The 14,932-nt window shown below is 64.0% G+C and carries 13 protein-coding genes; 5 read left to right on the plus strand and 8 right to left on the minus strand.

Annotation, left to right across the window (positions count from 1 at the left end; all coding sequences use genetic code 11):
- Positions 1–42: 42 nt before the first annotated feature.
- The 5 genes from BLT00_RS04475 to BLT00_RS04495 all read right to left on the minus strand — a co-directional run bounded on the left by BLT00_RS04475 (position 43) and on the right by BLT00_RS04495 (position 5,411).
- On the minus strand, positions 43–1,107 hold the full coding sequence (locus BLT00_RS04475; RefSeq protein ID WP_256572761.1) for a 2,3-butanediol dehydrogenase: 1,065 nt from the start codon (positions 1,105–1,107) through the stop codon (positions 43–45).
- 85 nt (positions 1,108–1,192) lie between these two features.
- Positions 1,193–2,305 carry an acetoin dehydrogenase dihydrolipoyllysine-residue acetyltransferase subunit gene (locus BLT00_RS04480; RefSeq protein WP_092145838.1) on the minus strand — a complete coding sequence of 371 codons (1,113 nt, stop codon included), beginning with the start codon at positions 2,303–2,305 and terminating at the stop codon, positions 1,193–1,195.
- Entirely contained in the window at positions 2,305–3,321 is a 1,017-nt protein-coding gene (locus tag BLT00_RS04485) for an alpha-ketoacid dehydrogenase subunit beta (protein WP_014339122.1), read from the minus strand. The genes BLT00_RS04480 and BLT00_RS04485 overlap by 1 nt, the downstream gene beginning before the upstream one ends.
- 36 nt (positions 3,322–3,357) lie before the next feature.
- Positions 3,358–4,335: a thiamine pyrophosphate-dependent dehydrogenase E1 component subunit alpha gene (locus BLT00_RS04490; RefSeq protein WP_063320801.1), complete on the minus strand. Its 978-nt coding sequence runs from the start codon at positions 4,333–4,335 to the stop codon at positions 3,358–3,360.
- A gap of 2 nt (positions 4,336–4,337) precedes the next feature.
- The gene (locus tag BLT00_RS04495; RefSeq protein WP_092145840.1) at positions 4,338–5,411 is read right to left on the minus strand and encodes an ATP-NAD kinase family protein; all 1,074 of its coding nucleotides are present in this window, start codon (positions 5,409–5,411) and stop codon (positions 4,338–4,340) included.
- 342 nt (positions 5,412–5,753) lie between these two features.
- Between BLT00_RS04495 and BLT00_RS04500 the strand changes: the two genes are divergently transcribed.
- Positions 5,754–7,619: a sigma-54-dependent Fis family transcriptional regulator gene (locus tag BLT00_RS04500; RefSeq protein ID WP_092145842.1), complete on the plus strand. Its 1,866-nt coding sequence runs from the start codon at positions 5,754–5,756 to the stop codon at positions 7,617–7,619.
- A 4-nt stretch (positions 7,620–7,623) separates the two neighbouring features.
- On the opposite strand, the gene BLT00_RS04505 is transcribed toward BLT00_RS04500, so the two are convergent.
- From BLT00_RS04505 to BLT00_RS04515, 3 genes are all read right to left on the minus strand, one after another.
- On the minus strand, positions 7,624–7,953 hold the full coding sequence (locus BLT00_RS04505; protein ID WP_092145844.1) for a hypothetical protein: 330 nt from the start codon (positions 7,951–7,953) through the stop codon (positions 7,624–7,626).
- 229 nt (positions 7,954–8,182) lie between these two features.
- Positions 8,183–9,394 carry a cytochrome c biogenesis protein DipZ gene (locus tag BLT00_RS04510; RefSeq protein ID WP_092145846.1) on the minus strand — a complete coding sequence of 404 codons (1,212 nt, stop codon included), beginning with the start codon at positions 9,392–9,394 and terminating at the stop codon, positions 8,183–8,185.
- Between the two features lie 168 nt (positions 9,395–9,562).
- On the minus strand, positions 9,563–9,826 hold the full coding sequence (locus tag BLT00_RS04515; protein ID WP_092145848.1) for a DUF2790 domain-containing protein: 264 nt from the start codon (positions 9,824–9,826) through the stop codon (positions 9,563–9,565).
- Between the two features lie 222 nt (positions 9,827–10,048).
- On the opposite strand from BLT00_RS04515, the gene BLT00_RS04520 reads away from it, so the two are divergent.
- The 4 genes from BLT00_RS04520 to BLT00_RS04540 all read left to right on the plus strand — a co-directional run bounded on the left by BLT00_RS04520 (position 10,049) and on the right by BLT00_RS04540 (position 14,905).
- Positions 10,049–10,789, plus strand: coding sequence for a response regulator (locus tag BLT00_RS04520; RefSeq protein WP_003202589.1), 741 nt, complete (start codon positions 10,049–10,051; stop codon positions 10,787–10,789).
- Entirely contained in the window at positions 10,786–12,096 is a 1,311-nt protein-coding gene (locus tag BLT00_RS04525; RefSeq protein WP_092145850.1) for an ATP-binding protein, read from the plus strand. The genes BLT00_RS04520 and BLT00_RS04525 overlap by 4 nt, the downstream gene beginning before the upstream one ends.
- Positions 12,097–12,413: 317 nt before the next feature.
- Positions 12,414–14,213 (plus strand): thiamine pyrophosphate-requiring protein, encoded by a 1,800-nt coding sequence (locus BLT00_RS04535; RefSeq protein WP_092145852.1) that lies wholly within the window; start codon positions 12,414–12,416, stop codon positions 14,211–14,213.
- Between the two features lie 11 nt (positions 14,214–14,224).
- The gene (locus BLT00_RS04540) at positions 14,225–14,905 is read left to right on the plus strand and encodes a DUF2238 domain-containing protein (RefSeq protein ID WP_092145854.1); all 681 of its coding nucleotides are present in this window, start codon (positions 14,225–14,227) and stop codon (positions 14,903–14,905) included.
- The last annotated feature ends 27 nt before the right edge of the window (positions 14,906–14,932 follow it).

Raw genomic sequence — 14,932 nt, forward strand, 5'->3', positions numbered from 1 at the left:
TGGCCGCTGCCGGCCATCGCCAAATCGCCCACCCGGGCGCTCTCAGATCCGTGCAGGAGACACGATGATCTTCACGTTGTGTTCCTTGTTGTTCACCAGTTCCTCGAAGCCCTGCCCGACGATCTCCTCCAACTGGATGCGCCCGGTCACCAGCGGCGAGATGTCCAGGCGTCCGTCGGCGATGAAGGCAATCACATCGGCGAACTCACCGTTGTAAGCCAGCGCGCCAAGCACTTGCTTCTCGGTGGAGACCAGTTCAAAGAAGTTGAACTCGCTCGGTTCCTCGAAAATGCCCACCAACACACATTTGCCGGCCTTGCGGATCAGGTCGATGGCCAGTTTGGCGGTGTGCTTGTTGCCGATGCACTCGAAACTGACATCGGCCCCCAGGTTACCGGTCAGGCGGCGGACTTCGGCCAGGGCGTCGCATTCGTTCGGATCGATCACATGACTGGCCCCGACTTCCAGGGCCTTGGCCTTGCGGGCACCGGACATTTCCAGGGCGATCACCTGGGCCGCCCCGGCGGCCTTGGCGCACATGATGGTGCACAGGCCGATGGTCCCGGCGCCGACCACCACGACGTTCTGGCCCAGCAGGCTCCCGGCTTTTTTCACCGCATGCATGCCCACCGCCAACGGCTCGATCAGCGCGCCGGCCTCGGCCGGGAAATCGGCGGGCAGTTTGTAAAGCAGGTTGGCTGGCACGTTGACCAGTTCCGCGAACGCACCGTTGTTCATCAGCCCGGTGAAGGCCAGGTTCTCGCAAATGTTGTAGAGGCCGTGGGTGCAGTAATAGCAGGTGCCGCAGTGCTGGCAGGCGTCCGCCGCCACCGGTTCACCGACACTGAAGCCTTCGACACCGGCGCCCAGTTCGACGATCTCGCCGCAGAACTCATGGCCAAGGATGCACTGGCCCTTGATCCCGGTCAGCGGGTGTGGCGCGTCCACCGGGATGAACACCGGCCCGGCCACGTATTCATGCAGGTCGGAACCGCAGATGCCGCACCATTGCACGCGGATCTGCACCCAACCGGCGGGCGGCGAAACCGGCAGTGGCACGTCTTCGACGCGGATGTCGTTGCGGCCATGCCAGACAGCGGCGCGCATGCTGTGGGTCGGCTTGATTGAAACGTTCATGACGTTGCCTCCAGAAGTTTTGTTGGGGCGACGAATCACCTCGCCGCCCGCTTGATCAGTGCTGCTGAATGAATGCCAGGATCAACGAGTTGACCTGTTCGGCCGCTTCCATCTGCACCATGTGACCCTGACCGGGCAGCACCTCGACCTGTGCGCTCAATCCTTCGCTGTGGGTCACTGGAATGATGGCGTCGTCGCTGCCCCAGACCACCAGGGTCGGCACCTGGCCGGCCTGTACCACTTCGCGCAGGTCGGTTTGCTGGCGGCCATCGGCGAATAACCTCGAGGACAGCTGTTGCAACGCGGCGTCCACACCCTCCAGGCGCTTGTACTTGAGCATGTCGTCAAGCATTTGCCGGTTGACCAGTTCGGCATTGGAAAACAGTTGCACCAGTTGCGGCTTGAGGGCGTTGCGGTTGGCCGCTTCGACAAAACCTTGCAGGTAGCTGCCGTTGATCTCCGCGCCCAGCCCGGCGCTGCCGATCAAGGTCAGGGAACGCACCCGCCGGGGCGCCAGCCGTGCCGTGTTCAGCGACACGGCGCCGCCCATGGAATGCCCGACGAGGTGCACAGCGTTGATGTCCAGGTGATCGAGCAAGGCCAGCACCACGCCGCTCAACTCATCCAGATCGCCCCGTTGCAAGACCTTGCCGGACTCACCATGGCCCGGCAGGTCCAGGGCAATGACCCGGCGCCCGGCCGCCAGTGCTTCATGGTTGAACAACCAGTTGTTCAAGTCGCCGCCGAAACCATGCACCAGCAACAACGGCGTACCGCCCTCGCCGCGCTCGAAATAGCGGATCAAGCGGCCATCCAATTCGACTTTCTGCGGTTTCGGCCCACTGTCTTCGTCGGCCGCATCGCCGGGCACAAAGGTCGATTGGAACTGTTCGATGACCGCGTCGATCTCGGCATCGCTGGCTTCGCCGTCGACCACGATGCCGAGCAAGGCGCCGACCGCCAGGGTTTCGTCCTGCCGGGCGATCTGGCGGCGCAGGACTCCGGAAAACGGCGCTTCGACACTGCTGGAGATCTTGTCGGTCTCGACGTCCATCACTTCATCGCCCTTGGTGATGGCCTGGCCCTCCTCCTTGAGCCAGGCATCGACCCGGCCCTCGGTCATCGACAGGCCCCACTTGGGCATGGTCAAGGTATGAATCTGGCTCATCAGCGCTTGCTCCACTCGATCACGTTGAGCACGGCTTGTTCGATCTTCGCCGCGTCAGGGATGTACAGGTCTTCCAGCGAATCGGAGAACGGCACCGGGGTGTGCGGCGCGGTGACCATTTCAATCGGCGCCTTGAGCGCGCCAAAGGCTTTCTGCGCCACCAGCGCCGAAATATCGGTGGCCATGGAACAGCGTGGGTTGGCCTCATCGATCACCACCAGGCGCCCGGTCTTCTCGACACTTTCGAGGATGCTGTCCTCGTCCAGCGGGCTGGTGGTGCGCAGATCGATGACTTCGCAGTCGATGCCACGCCCGGCCAGGCTCCGCGCCGCGTCCATGGCGGTGTTGACGGTGCGCCCGTAGGACACGAGGGTCACGTCCTTGCCGTCGCGCAGGAAATTGGCCTCGCCAAAGGGGATGGTGTAGAGCTCTTCCGGCACCTCGCCCTGCATGCTGTAGAGCAATTTGTGCTCGCAGAAGATCACCGGGTCGTTGTCGCGGATCGCCTGGATCAGCAGGCCCTTGGCGTCGTAAGGCGACGATGGGCACACTACTTTCAGTCCCGGAATGTGCGTCCACAAGGACGTGAGCATCTGCGAATGCTGGGCGGCGGCGCGCAGGCCGGCGCCGACCATGGTGCGGATCACCAGGGGCGTGGAGGCCTTGCCGCCGAACATGTAGCGAAACTTCGCCGCCTGGTTGAGGATCTGGTCCAGGCAGCACCCGGCAAAGTCGACGAACATCAGTTCGCACACCGGGCGCACGCCGCAGGTGGCGGCCCCGACCGCCGCGCCGACGTAACCGATTTCCGACAGCGGCGTGTCCAGCACGCGTCCGGGGAACTGGTCGTAAAGCCCCTTGGTAACGCCGAGCACGCCGCCCCAGGCGTCGTTTTCACCGGGTGCGCCGGCGCCACCGGCCACGTCCTCACCCATGATGAAGACGCTGGAGTCGCGGCGCATTTCCTGGGCCAGGGCCTCGTTGATTGCCTGCTGATAACTGATTTTTCTCGCCATGATGGGATTCTCTATTGTTGTTATTCAGGGGGGCGTTCAGGGATAGCTGACGTAGACGTCGGTCAGCAGGTCCGCCGCGGAGGGCTTGGGATCGGACTTGGCCTTGTACACGGCGTTTTCAATCAGCATGTCCACCTCCTTGTCGATCTGGTCCAACTGCTCGACGGTGAGCAAGCCGGCCCGAGTGGTGCGCTCGCGGAACTGCATCAGGCAGTCCTGGTTCTCGCGAAAATGCTTGACCTCGTCGGGCGCCCGATAGGTTTGAGCGTCGCCCTCGAAGTGGCCGTAGTAGCGGGTCAGCTTGACCTCGATCAGCGACGGCCCTTCCCCGGCACGGGCGCGTTCGACGGCGGCCCCGGCGGCTTCATGCACGGCAAAGAAGTCAAAGCCATCCACCGTCACTCCGGGCATGCCGAACCCGGCGGCGCGGTCGGCGATGTGATCGCAGGCCACTGACCAATTGGAGGCGGTGGCTTCGGCGTAGCCATTGTTTTCGGCGATGAACAGGCACGGCAGGTTCCACACCGAGGCCATGTTCATGGCTTCGAACACCGCGCCCTCGTTGGAGCCACCGTCGCCGAAAAACACCACGGCGACGCTGTCGGTGCCCTTGAGCCGGGCCGCCAAAGCCGCGCCGACCACCAGGGGCGCGCCGGCTCCGACAATGCCATTGGCGCCGAGCATGCCCTTCTCGAAATCGGCGATGTGCATCGAGCCGCCCTTGCCTTGGCAGACGCCGGTTTTCTTGCCGTAGATCTCGGCCATCATCCCGTAGACGTCCACGCCCTTGGCGATGCAATGGCCGTGACCACGGTGGTTGGAGGCGATGCAATCGTCATCACCCAGGTGGGCCATGACGCCGGCGGCCGAGGCTTCTTCGCCGGCATAGAGGTGGACGAAACCGGGAATTTCGCCGGTAGCGAACTCCACGTGCAGGCGCTCTTCGAAGGCGCGGATGGTGCGCATCACCTGGTAGGCGTGCAGCAGTTGATCGTGGGTGAGCGGTGTCGACATTTTTATTCTCCTGGGGTGTCTTCTTGAAGATTCAGAGGGTGTTGCGGGTGTTCGCGGCCGATGGCCAGCAAACGGTGTTGCGCGGCGTAGGCCAGCACCGCGTTGACGTCGATGCTCAGTGGACCGCCGGCATCGAGGGTGACCGTGGGCCGGTCCTGCGCGTTGAATTCGATTTCCCGCTCGCCGTCCAAGGCCAGGGTGCCGCTGGAGAGCGACAGGCCATGGGCGACACCGGGTTCCAGGGGGCCGGCGGCGAGCACGCCACAGCCCTGCAACAGCCCCGGCGCGAGCGGCACCAGCAGCGCTTCGGGGGATTGCGGGTCCAGGCGCATCCAGGCGCCACCCGGGGCTTGGCGTGAAACCGGAAACCACAAGCCGCACAGCGCCGACAGGCCAATGGATTGCGGTTCGGCGAAGGTCACAAAGACTTCGGCCAGGTCCTGTGCCCGACTGATGGCCCGGGCGCCGACAAACCGCAGCGACGACACGGCGACGTCCACCAGGGCGACTTCGCGCAGGCCACGTCCGGCATCACAGACCAACAAGCGCTTGTTGCGGCGCAAGCCGATCGAGTCCGGGATTCGGCCACTGGCGTACAACCCTCCGGCCAGGCCGGCACTGGTGGCCTCGCGCAGTTCGGGAAAGGCGTTGTTAGTGCCGGTGGACAGGGTCAGCAATGGGATGTCCCCCACTTCGGCGGCCACCGCCTTGTGGGTGCCGTCGCCGCCAAGTACGGCGATCAACGCCACCTCGCGCTCGGCCATCAGGCGTGCGGCCCGACGGGTGTCTTCGACGGTCTGGCGCAAGGTCAGGTCGAGGAACTCCAGGGCCGGCCAGTGGCTGCTGCGGGCCTGGCGGCTGTGGCTGTTCTTCAGCACGGCGGCGGCCATGCCAATCATGTCGGTGGGCATCAACACCTGTTCGACGCCAGTGGCGCCGAAAGCGGCCAGCAAGCGCTGGATCACCGAGACCTTGTCAGTGCTGGAAAACAGCCCGGCATTGGCGGTCAGGCGCCGCACGTCACGGCCCGATGCGGGGTTGGCGATGATGCCCACGGTCAATGGCCGGCGACTCATGACGCCACCGTGGAGAGAGCAGGTACACGGCCTGGGCAGGAAACCATAGACACCTCGTTGTTATTATTGGATGACCCGTCGAGCGGGCTCCAGAGGTAGAGCAAGGGCGGTGCCAGTTGTGAAAAAAACCTGCTCAAAGCCCGGGCCAGAGCGGCCCCCATGGGATTTTCGATGCAGCGAACCGAGCCCCGGTGAGACGCACCATGTCAGCCTGCACGAGGTTGCGGCGAGACCCTGAGACGTGGCGTCTCACACCACCCGAAGAACCCGTCGAGCTTGTCTGTACCCGGCGAACGGCGCTTAATGTGCGCACAACGATAAGAAGCTGAATCGGAGGCCCCTATGCTTTCCGCTCACTCCCGGGCGCACGTGGATTGCGTCAGCCGCGTGGTGAAAAACGCGAACCAATTGCCACAACTGCCGGTCCCGGACCTGATCCTCGACTCCTGGCGTCGCTCCCTGGAGCAACATCACCTGGACCCCGGTTCGCTGCAGGGTCCGCGAATCCTCTCCCAGGACGTGCTCAAGCAATGCCGCGAGCGCTCCGAGCTGTTCCTCAATATCGCCAGCGAAGAAGTGGCCCGCCTCCATGGCCGGGTCCGCGATGCCGACTACTGCGTGCTGTTGACCGATGCCCAGGGCCAGACCATCGACTATCGGGTGGAAACCACGATTCGCAATGACTGCCGCAAGGCCGGGCTGTACCTGGGCACCTGTTGGTCGGAGGGCGAGGAAGGCACCTGCGGCGTGGCGGCGGTGCTCACGGCCAAGGCCCCGGTGACGGTGCACAAGCGCGACCATTTCCGGGCGGCGTTCATTGGCCTGACCTGCTCCGCCGCACCGGTCTTCGACCCCCAGGGAGAATTGCTCGGGGTGCTGGACGTCTCGGCGGTGCGCTCGCCGGATGATCGGCGCTCGCAGCACCTGATCCGGCAAATGGTGGTGCAGAGCGCCCGGGAGATCGAACAGGCGTTTTTCATGAGCAGCGCCCAGGGTTACTGGGTGCTGCGGGCCCATCGCAACGCCGGCTACGTCGACAGCCAGCCGGACTTCCTGTTCGCCTGGGACGACGACGGTTGCCTGCAAGCCTTGAACCCGGCCGCCCGCCAGTACCTGCTGCAACATTACGGGCAGTTGCCGCAACACATCGGCCAGGTGTTCGACCAGCAGTTGCTGCACCGTGCCCGGGACGAAAGCCTCTGCTCGCTCGATCACGCCATGCACGGGCGCTTGAGCGCACCACGCCAGCGGGCCAGTTCACGTTCGCGGGTGGCGATGACCCCGTTGGAAATCGATCCACGCCTGGCCGACAGCCTGCGCCTGGCGGTGCGGGTCAAGGATCGCAACCTGCCGGTGCTGATCCAGGGCGAAACCGGTTCCGGCAAGGAAGTATTCGCCCGGCAGTTGCACCAGGCCAGCCAGCGCCGTGATCGCCCTTTCGTGGCGTTGAATTGCGCCGCTATTCCCGAAAGCCTGATCGAAAGCGAATTGTTCGGCTACGTCGCCGGCGCCTTCACCGGCGCCTCGGCCAAAGGCATGCAGGGCCTGCTGCAACAGGCCGATGGCGGCACCTTGTTCCTGGATGAAATCGGCGACATGCCCCTGGCCTTGCAGACCCGCCTGCTACGCGTATTGGCCGAGGGTGAAGTGGCGCCACTGGGCGCATCCCGCCGCAAAGCCGTGGACATCCAGGTGATCTGCGCCACCCACCGCAACCTGGAGACCCTGGTGGCCGCTGGCGAATTTCGCGAGGATTTGTATTTCCGCCTCGGTGGTGCGCGTTTCCAGCTACCACCGTTGCGCGAACGCAGCGACCGGCTGGCGTTGATCAATCGAATTCTTGCCGAGGAGTCGGCGCTCTGCGGGGGGACGGTGCAATTGAGCGGTGCGGCGCTGGAATGCTTGCTCGGTTATCACTGGCCGGGCAATGTGCGCCAGTTGCGCCATGTGCTGCGCTATGCGTGCGCGGTGTGCGAAGCCAGCGTGGTCCAACTCAGCCACCTGCCCGAGTCAATGCACCACACGGACGCCGCCGATCACGGGCCGGAGCCGAGCGCCAGCCCGGAACGCCAGGCACTGCTCGATGCCTTGGTGCGCCACCGCTGGAAACCCACCGCTGCTGCCCGGGCCCTGGGCATTTCCCGGGCGACCCTGTATCGACGGGTAAACCTGCATGGCATCGAAATGCCGGGCCGCAGCCCGGCCTGAGGGCCTATCGTCGCGCCAGTTCATGACGGACACATTGTTCGTAGTAGGTCTGCTTGACTGCGGCCGGCTTGAGACGCGAGGCGCTGTTGTAGGTCTGCTCGGTAATGCCCAGGGCGGTCATGCGCATCCAGGGCCGGGGAAACTTGCGCACTTGCAGCTTCTTGCGCGCGCCGTACAGGCTGACGCCGGAAAGCTTCGACGCCTGCGCCCCTGCCGCGATGTCCGAACCCCAGCGGCACACCGACTGCTGGTGTTGCGTCAGCGCCCTGGCCTGGACCTCAAGCGAAACGGCGGCCAAGAGAAACGTCGCCACGACCCACATAGAAATACGCATAGGTTTGTCGCCCAACTTTCTGAAAGAAAAGAAGTTTGACCTTACGCAAATGAGCAAGGGGCCAGCACGGCTACCCCGATATGTGCCTATGTGAGCTTTTGTGGCGAGGGAGCTTGCTCCCGCTGGGCTGCGCAGCAGCCCCCCGAAATCGACCTGACAACTGGGTGCGTCAGGAAAATAAAGGGGCCGCTTCGCGCCCCAGCGGGAGCAAGCTCCCTCGCCACAGGTATCACTGGCCTGCCTTGGCCTCCTGCAACAACTGCTGGATCACCTGCTCCTGCTCGCCGTAGCGCCCTTCGCCAAAATGGCTGTAGCGCACCTGCCCCTTGGCATCGATGAAGTAATGGGCCGGCCAATACTGATTGTTGAAGGCGCGCCAGATCGCATACTGATTGTCGATCGCCACCGGGTAGTGGATGTCCAGTTTGCGTACCTGCTCACGGACGTTGTCGATGATCTTCTCGTAGCCGTATTCCGGGGTGTGGACACCGATCACCACCAGCCCGTCCTTTTCATACTTCTTCGCCCAACCGTTCACATAGGGCAAGGTGTGCTGGCAGTTGATGCAGTCGTAGGTCCAGAAGTCCACCAGCACCACCTTGCCCTTGAGTGATTCGCTGCTCAGCGGGGGTGAGTTCAGCCATTGCACCGCGCCGTCCAGCGCAGGCATGGTGCCCTGGGATTCGAGGGCCGGCATGGAACTTGCGCCAGCCTTGCTCACCACATAGTCGATGGCCTTGGGCACGTTTTCCAGCAGGCTTTTTTCCAAGGTGACCGATTGTTGGGAGGAAGTCGCCGCCAACAATCGGTCATCCGCCCCGGTGCCAATCGCCACGGCCGCCAGCAACACCACCGCTCCCGTTCCCCGGCGCAGCCAGGTGGTGATCGGCAGCGAGAGTTTCAGGCGTCCGACCAGCCCGCGCCCGGCCAGGATCAGCGTCCCCAGGGACAAGGCACTGCCCAGGCCGTAGGCGAGCAGCAGCAGACTGGTTTGTGCGCTGGCGCCTTGCAGCATGGCCCCGGTCAGGATCACCCCGAGGATCGGTCCGGCGCACGGTGCCCAGAGCAACCCGGTGGCGACCCCGATCAGCACTGAAGCCACAGGCCCGGCCATCCGCCCGGCGCCGGCGTCCAGGCGATTGCCCAGGCTGACCAGCGGTCGCGCCAGCCAGGTGCCGACCCGACTGAAGATCAGCGACAAGGCAAACACCACCATCACCACCAAGGCGACTTGCCGGCCAACGCTGCTGGCACGCAGCACCCACTCGCTGCTGACCACCGCCAGGCTGGAGACCAGGGCAAACGTCAGCACCATGCCGCCAAGGGTCAGCAGCACCGAGCCACGGGAGCGATCGGCCCGGGCAAACAGAAACGGCACCACCGGAAGAATGCAGGGGCTGAGGATCGTCAGGATCCCGCCGAGAAAAGCGATCAGAAGCATGGCAACACCTCAAAATAATAAGCTGACATAGACCCTGTGGCGAGGGAGCTTGCTCCCGCTGGGCTGCGCAGCAGCCCCCGAAATCGACCTGACAACTGGGTACGTCAGGAAAATAAAGGGGCCGCTTCGCGCCCCAGCGGGAGCAAGCTCCCTCGCCACAAAAGCAGGTCAGTTCTGGTTGCTGCAGTTGTCGGAAAACTTGCGGTAGTCCAACGCCTGCTTGTGGCCTGCCGAATCCAGGTAGGTCATGTGGGCGTTGACCACGCCGCAGGTCGGCTCGGTGTCTTCGCTGAGGGACAGCACTTTCTGGATGTCCAGGTGGGTGCCGTAGGCGTAGGTTTGCGCCTGCACGTTGCTTTCGGCCCGGGCCGACAGTGTGCAAATGTTCAGTGCAGCGAATAGGCAGGCGGCGTAGATGGCTTTGCTGTTCATGGCGATTCCTCGATTCAATGGGTTTACCTGCCGAGGCCTGTTGTGTGCCTCGATGGACGCCATTGAATGCCGCGCAGGTATCGCGCCTGTATCGAGCCAGGTGGCTTTTTGCATCGCTGTGTATCCGTCGCGCGCCAGATACACTGCAATACAAACCGCCGCGAGCCAGGCCAGCCGGTGCCTGTAGACTGCTCACAACGAAACGCCGAGGAGCTGGACACCATGGATCATGTCGATCACGTGTTGATAGTGGATGACGATCGCGAGATCAGAGAGCTGGTTGGCAACTACCTGAAAAAGAACGGTCTGCGCACCACTGTCGTTGCCGATGGCCGGCAAATGCGCGCCTTCCTGGAAACGACCCCGGTGGACCTGATCGTGCTGGACATCATGATGCCCGGTGACGACGGCCTCGTGCTGTGCCGGGAGCTGCGTGCCGGCAAGCACAAGGCCACGCCGGTACTGATGCTCACCGCGCGCAACGACGAAACCGACCGCATCATCGGCCTGGAAATGGGCGCCGACGATTACTTGGTCAAGCCCTTCGCCGCCCGTGAGCTGCTGGCCCGCATCAATGCCGTGCTGCGCCGCACCCGCATGCTGCCGCCCAACCTGGTGGTCACCGAAAGCGGTCGCCTGCTGGCGTTCGGGCGCTGGCGCCTGGACACCACCGCCCGCCACCTGCTGGACACCGACGGCACCATGGTTGCCTTGAGCGGCGCCGAATATCGTTTGTTGCGAGTCTTCCTCGATCATCCGCAACGGGTGCTCAACCGCGACCAGTTGCTTAACCTCACCCAGGGCCGGGACGCCGACCTGTTCGATCGCTCCATCGATTTGCTGGTGAGTCGCCTGCGCCAGCGCCTGCTGGACGACGCGCGAGAGCCGGCCTACATCAAGACCGTGCGCAGCGAAGGCTACGTGTTCTCGCTGCCGGTGGAGATCCTCGAGGCCTCGGTATGAGCCTGTCGTTGCGCTGGCCGCGTACGCTGGCCTCGAGGCTGTCGCTGATCTTCCTGGTCGGCCTGATCCTGGCCCAGGGGCTGTCCTTCGGCGTCCAGTATTACGAGCGCTACCAGAGCGCCAAGTCGACCATGCTCGGCAACCTGGAAACCGACGTCTCGACCTCCGTCGCCATTCTTGACCGTCTGCCTGCCGCCGAACGCCCGGCCTGGCTGCCGAAACTCGCCCGGCGCAACTATGGCTACCTGCTCGACGAAGGCCAGCCCGGGCAACCGATGGACCTTGCCGACGCGCCGATCTCGGTCAGTTCGATCCAGGAAGCCATCGGCCAGGCCTATGGCCTGACCTTCAAACAGATTCCCGGACCGAAAATGCACTATCAGGCGCACCTGCGCCTGGGGGACGGAAATCCGCTGACCATCGACGTACGCCCGGCAATGACGCCCCTCTCCCCCTGGCTGCCGATGGTGTTGCTGGGGCAGTTGGCGCTTTTGATCGGCTGCACCTGGCTGGCCGTGCGCCTCGCCGTCGGCCCATTGACCCGACTGGCCGAGGCGGTGGAAACCCTCGATCCTAACGCCCACAGCGTGCGCCTGGACGAGAAAGGCCCGACCGAAGTGGTGCATGCCGCCAAAGCGTTCAACGCCATGCAGGACCGCATCGCTGCCTACCTCAAGGAGCGCATGCAGTTGCTGGCGGCGATTTCCCACGACTTGCAGACCCCCATCACGCGTATGAAGCTGCGCGCTGAATTCATGGACGAGGGGATCGAGAAAGACAAGCTGTGGAGCGACTTGAACGAAATGGAGCACCTGGTGCGTGAAGGTGTGGCCTATGCCCGCAGCATCCACGGCGCCACCGAAGCCAGTTGCCGGATCAGCCTGGATGCGTTCCTCGACAGCCTGGCGTTCGACTACCAGGACACGGGCAAGGACGTGCAATTGACCGGGAAAAACGCCGCCGTCATCGACACCCGTCCCCATGCCCTGCGGCGGGTGCTGGTCAATCTGGTGGACAACGCCCTGAAGTTCGGTGGCTCGGCGCAGATCCATGTGCAGCTCGCCGACAACGGACAATTGGCGATTCAGGTTCTGGACCGCGGCCCCGGGATCAACGAGCAGGAACTGGCCGAAGTGCTCAAGCCGTTCTATCGGGTGGAAAGTTCACGCAACCGGGAAACCGGCGGCACCGGCCTGGGCTTGGCCATCGCCCAGCAATTGGCGATCGCCATGGGCGGCTCACTGACCCTGAGCAACCGCGACGGCGGCGGCTTGTGCGCCGAGTTGCGCCTGGCATTCGCAAGCTGACACAGCCCCTGTGGGAGCGAGCTTGCTCGCGATAGTGGTCCCCATGAGCGCCTGGTATGCGCTGCCCTTCGGCCTGATCTGCTCCGCCACCGCCATCCGCCTGGTGGGCAAGCTGGCTCAGGCCACCCAGCGACGCCAACGGCCGCGACACGCGGCTTGAGCCCAGGGAAGTCGATCCTATACAAGCCGCCCCTGACCACAGGTCCGCGCCCTTGAAAAAATCGAAACCTTGGACGGCATACGCCGGTCAAGTCCTGTATGAACGTCAACCGCTGTACGTCGCGCCAAGCGACCGCAGCCTGAAACGAGGGACAGGCATGAGCATGACCGTCGGTGATTTTCTGGTGGAACGTCTTTACGAATGGGGGGTTCGCCGTATCTATGGCTATCCGGGCGATGGCATCAACGGCGTCTTTGGCGCCTTGAACCGCGCCCAGGGAAAAATCCGCTTCATCCAGGCCCGCCACGAGGAAATGGCCGCATTCATGGCCTGCGCCCACGCCAAGTTCACCGGTGAACTGGGCGTCTGCATCGCCACTTCCGGGCCCGGTGCATCCCACTTGGTGACCGGCCTCTACGACGCCCGGATGGACCACATGCCAGTGCTCGCCATCAGCGGCCAGCAGGCGCGCGCCGCACTGGGCGGGCATTACCAGCAGGAACTGGACCTGGTCAGCCTGTTCAAGGACGTGGCCGGAGCATTCGTGCAGCAAGCCAGTGTGCCCGCCCAGGTGCGCCACCTGCTGGACCGCGCCGTACGTACGGCAGTGGGCGAGCGCCGGGTCACGGCATTGATCCTGCCAAACGATCTCCAGGACATGGAATACACCGCGCCACGCCACGAGCACGGTACGGTTCACTCCGGCGTCGGTTACCGCAAGCCCAGCGTCGTCCCCTACGAAGAGGACCTGCGCAAGGCCGCCGAGGTCCTCAATGCCGGCAAGAAAGTCGCCATCCTGGTCGGTGCCGGAGCGCTGCACGCCACCGACGAAGTGATCGCCATTGCCGAGAAACTCGGCGCCGGCGTGGCCAAGGCGCTGTTGGGCAAGGCCGCCGTACCGGATGATCTGCCCTGGGTCACGGGCACCATCGGCCTGCTCGGCACTGAGCCCAGCGACAACCTGATGGCCGGCTGCGACACGTTGCTGATGATCGGCTCCGGCTTTCCCTACGCCGAGTTCCTGCCCCCTGAAGGCCAGGCCCGGGGCGTGCAGATCGACATTCAGGCGGACATGCTAAGCCTGCGCTATCCCATGGAGATCAGCCTGCACGGCGACAGCGTCGACACCCTGCGCGCCCTGCTGCCGCTGATCGAAGAAAAACCCGACCGCGCCTGGCGCAAGAAGATCGAGCATTGGCGCGAACGCTGGGAGCGGACCCTGGAAAAACGCGCCCTGGTCTCTGCCAAGCCGATCAATCCGCAGCGAGTCACCTTCGAACTGTCGCCCCGGCTGCCGGAGCGCGCCATCATCACCTGCGATTCCGGCTCCTGCGCCAACTGGTACGCCCGGGACCTCAAGATCCGGCGCGGCATGATGTGTTCGCTGTCCGGTGGCCTGGCGTCAATGGGCGCGGCCGTGCCCTACGCCATCGCGGCGAAGTTCTGCCATCCGGAGCGGCCGGTGATCGCCCTGGTGGGCGATGGCGCCATGCAGATGAACAACATGGCCGAGCTGATCACCGTCGCCAAATACTGGCGTACCTGGGCCAATGGCACCTGGATCTGCGCGGTGTTCAATAATCGGGATTTGAACCAGGTCACCTGGGAACAGCGGGTCATGGAGGGCGATCCGAAATTCGCCGCCTCCCAGGACATCCCCGACGTGCCCTATCACCTGTTCGCCGAATCCATTGGCTTGAAGGGCATCCTGGTGCTGCACGAGGACGACGTGGCCACGGCCTGGGAAACCGCGCTGGCGGCGGGTCGTCCGGTGCTGATCGAGTTTCGCACCGACCCCGATGTGCCACCGCTGCCGCCGCACATCAAGCTGGAACAGGCGAAAAAGTTTGCCTCGACCCTGCTCCAGGGCGACCCGAACGAGCGAGGCATCGTGGTGGAGACCGCCAAGCAGGTCTTGGGCGCCCTGCTGCCGGGCCAGCGCACGGATAAAGAGTGAGGCACGACGCGATGCCAACCGTTGCGCTGCATCGTCGCTATGAACGGTCCCTGCTCCTGGCGTTCTGCGTGGTGTGGGGGTGGCTGGCCATTGCGCCGATAAAACGCAGCGACTGGCTGGCGGAGAACCTGCTGGTCATAGCCTTATTGGTGGTCCTGGTGACCGTTCATCGGCGATTCAGCTTTTCCCGACTGTCCGCCACGCTGTTGTTCGTCTTCCTTTGCATCCATGAAATCGGCGCCCATTACACCTATGCCAAGGTGCCTTACAACCAGTGGTGGCAGACCCTGACGGGAGGCCAGTCGCTTGATCAATTCATGGGTTTCCAGCGCAACCAGTTCGACCGGCTGGTGCATTTCAGCTACGGCCTGCTGCTGGCCTATCCGCTGCGCGAGGCCTTGCTACGGGTTACGCCAGCAACGGGGTTCAGGGGGTACTTCCTGGCCTGGAGCCTGATTCTTGCGTCGTCGGCGATTTACGAAATCATCGAATGGCTGGGCGGCGCCTACATCGGGGGCGATACCGCCAAGGCCTTTGTCGGCGCCCAACAGGACCCATGGGACTCACAAAAAGACATGGCCCTGGCGGCGCTGGCCGCATTCATGACCCTGCTGGCCGCCGCCGGGGTCAGTTACCTGCGCCAGCGGGACTTCGCCCTCGAATGGACGTTGCGCTTCAAGGCCCGCACCTGACGCAAGCCCCCATATCCGCCGGTTCCT

The sequence above is a fragment of the Pseudomonas sp. NFACC51 genome, assembly GCF_900103575.1.
GTDB lineage: Bacteria > Pseudomonadota > Gammaproteobacteria > Pseudomonadales > Pseudomonadaceae > Aquipseudomonas > Aquipseudomonas fluorescens_Q.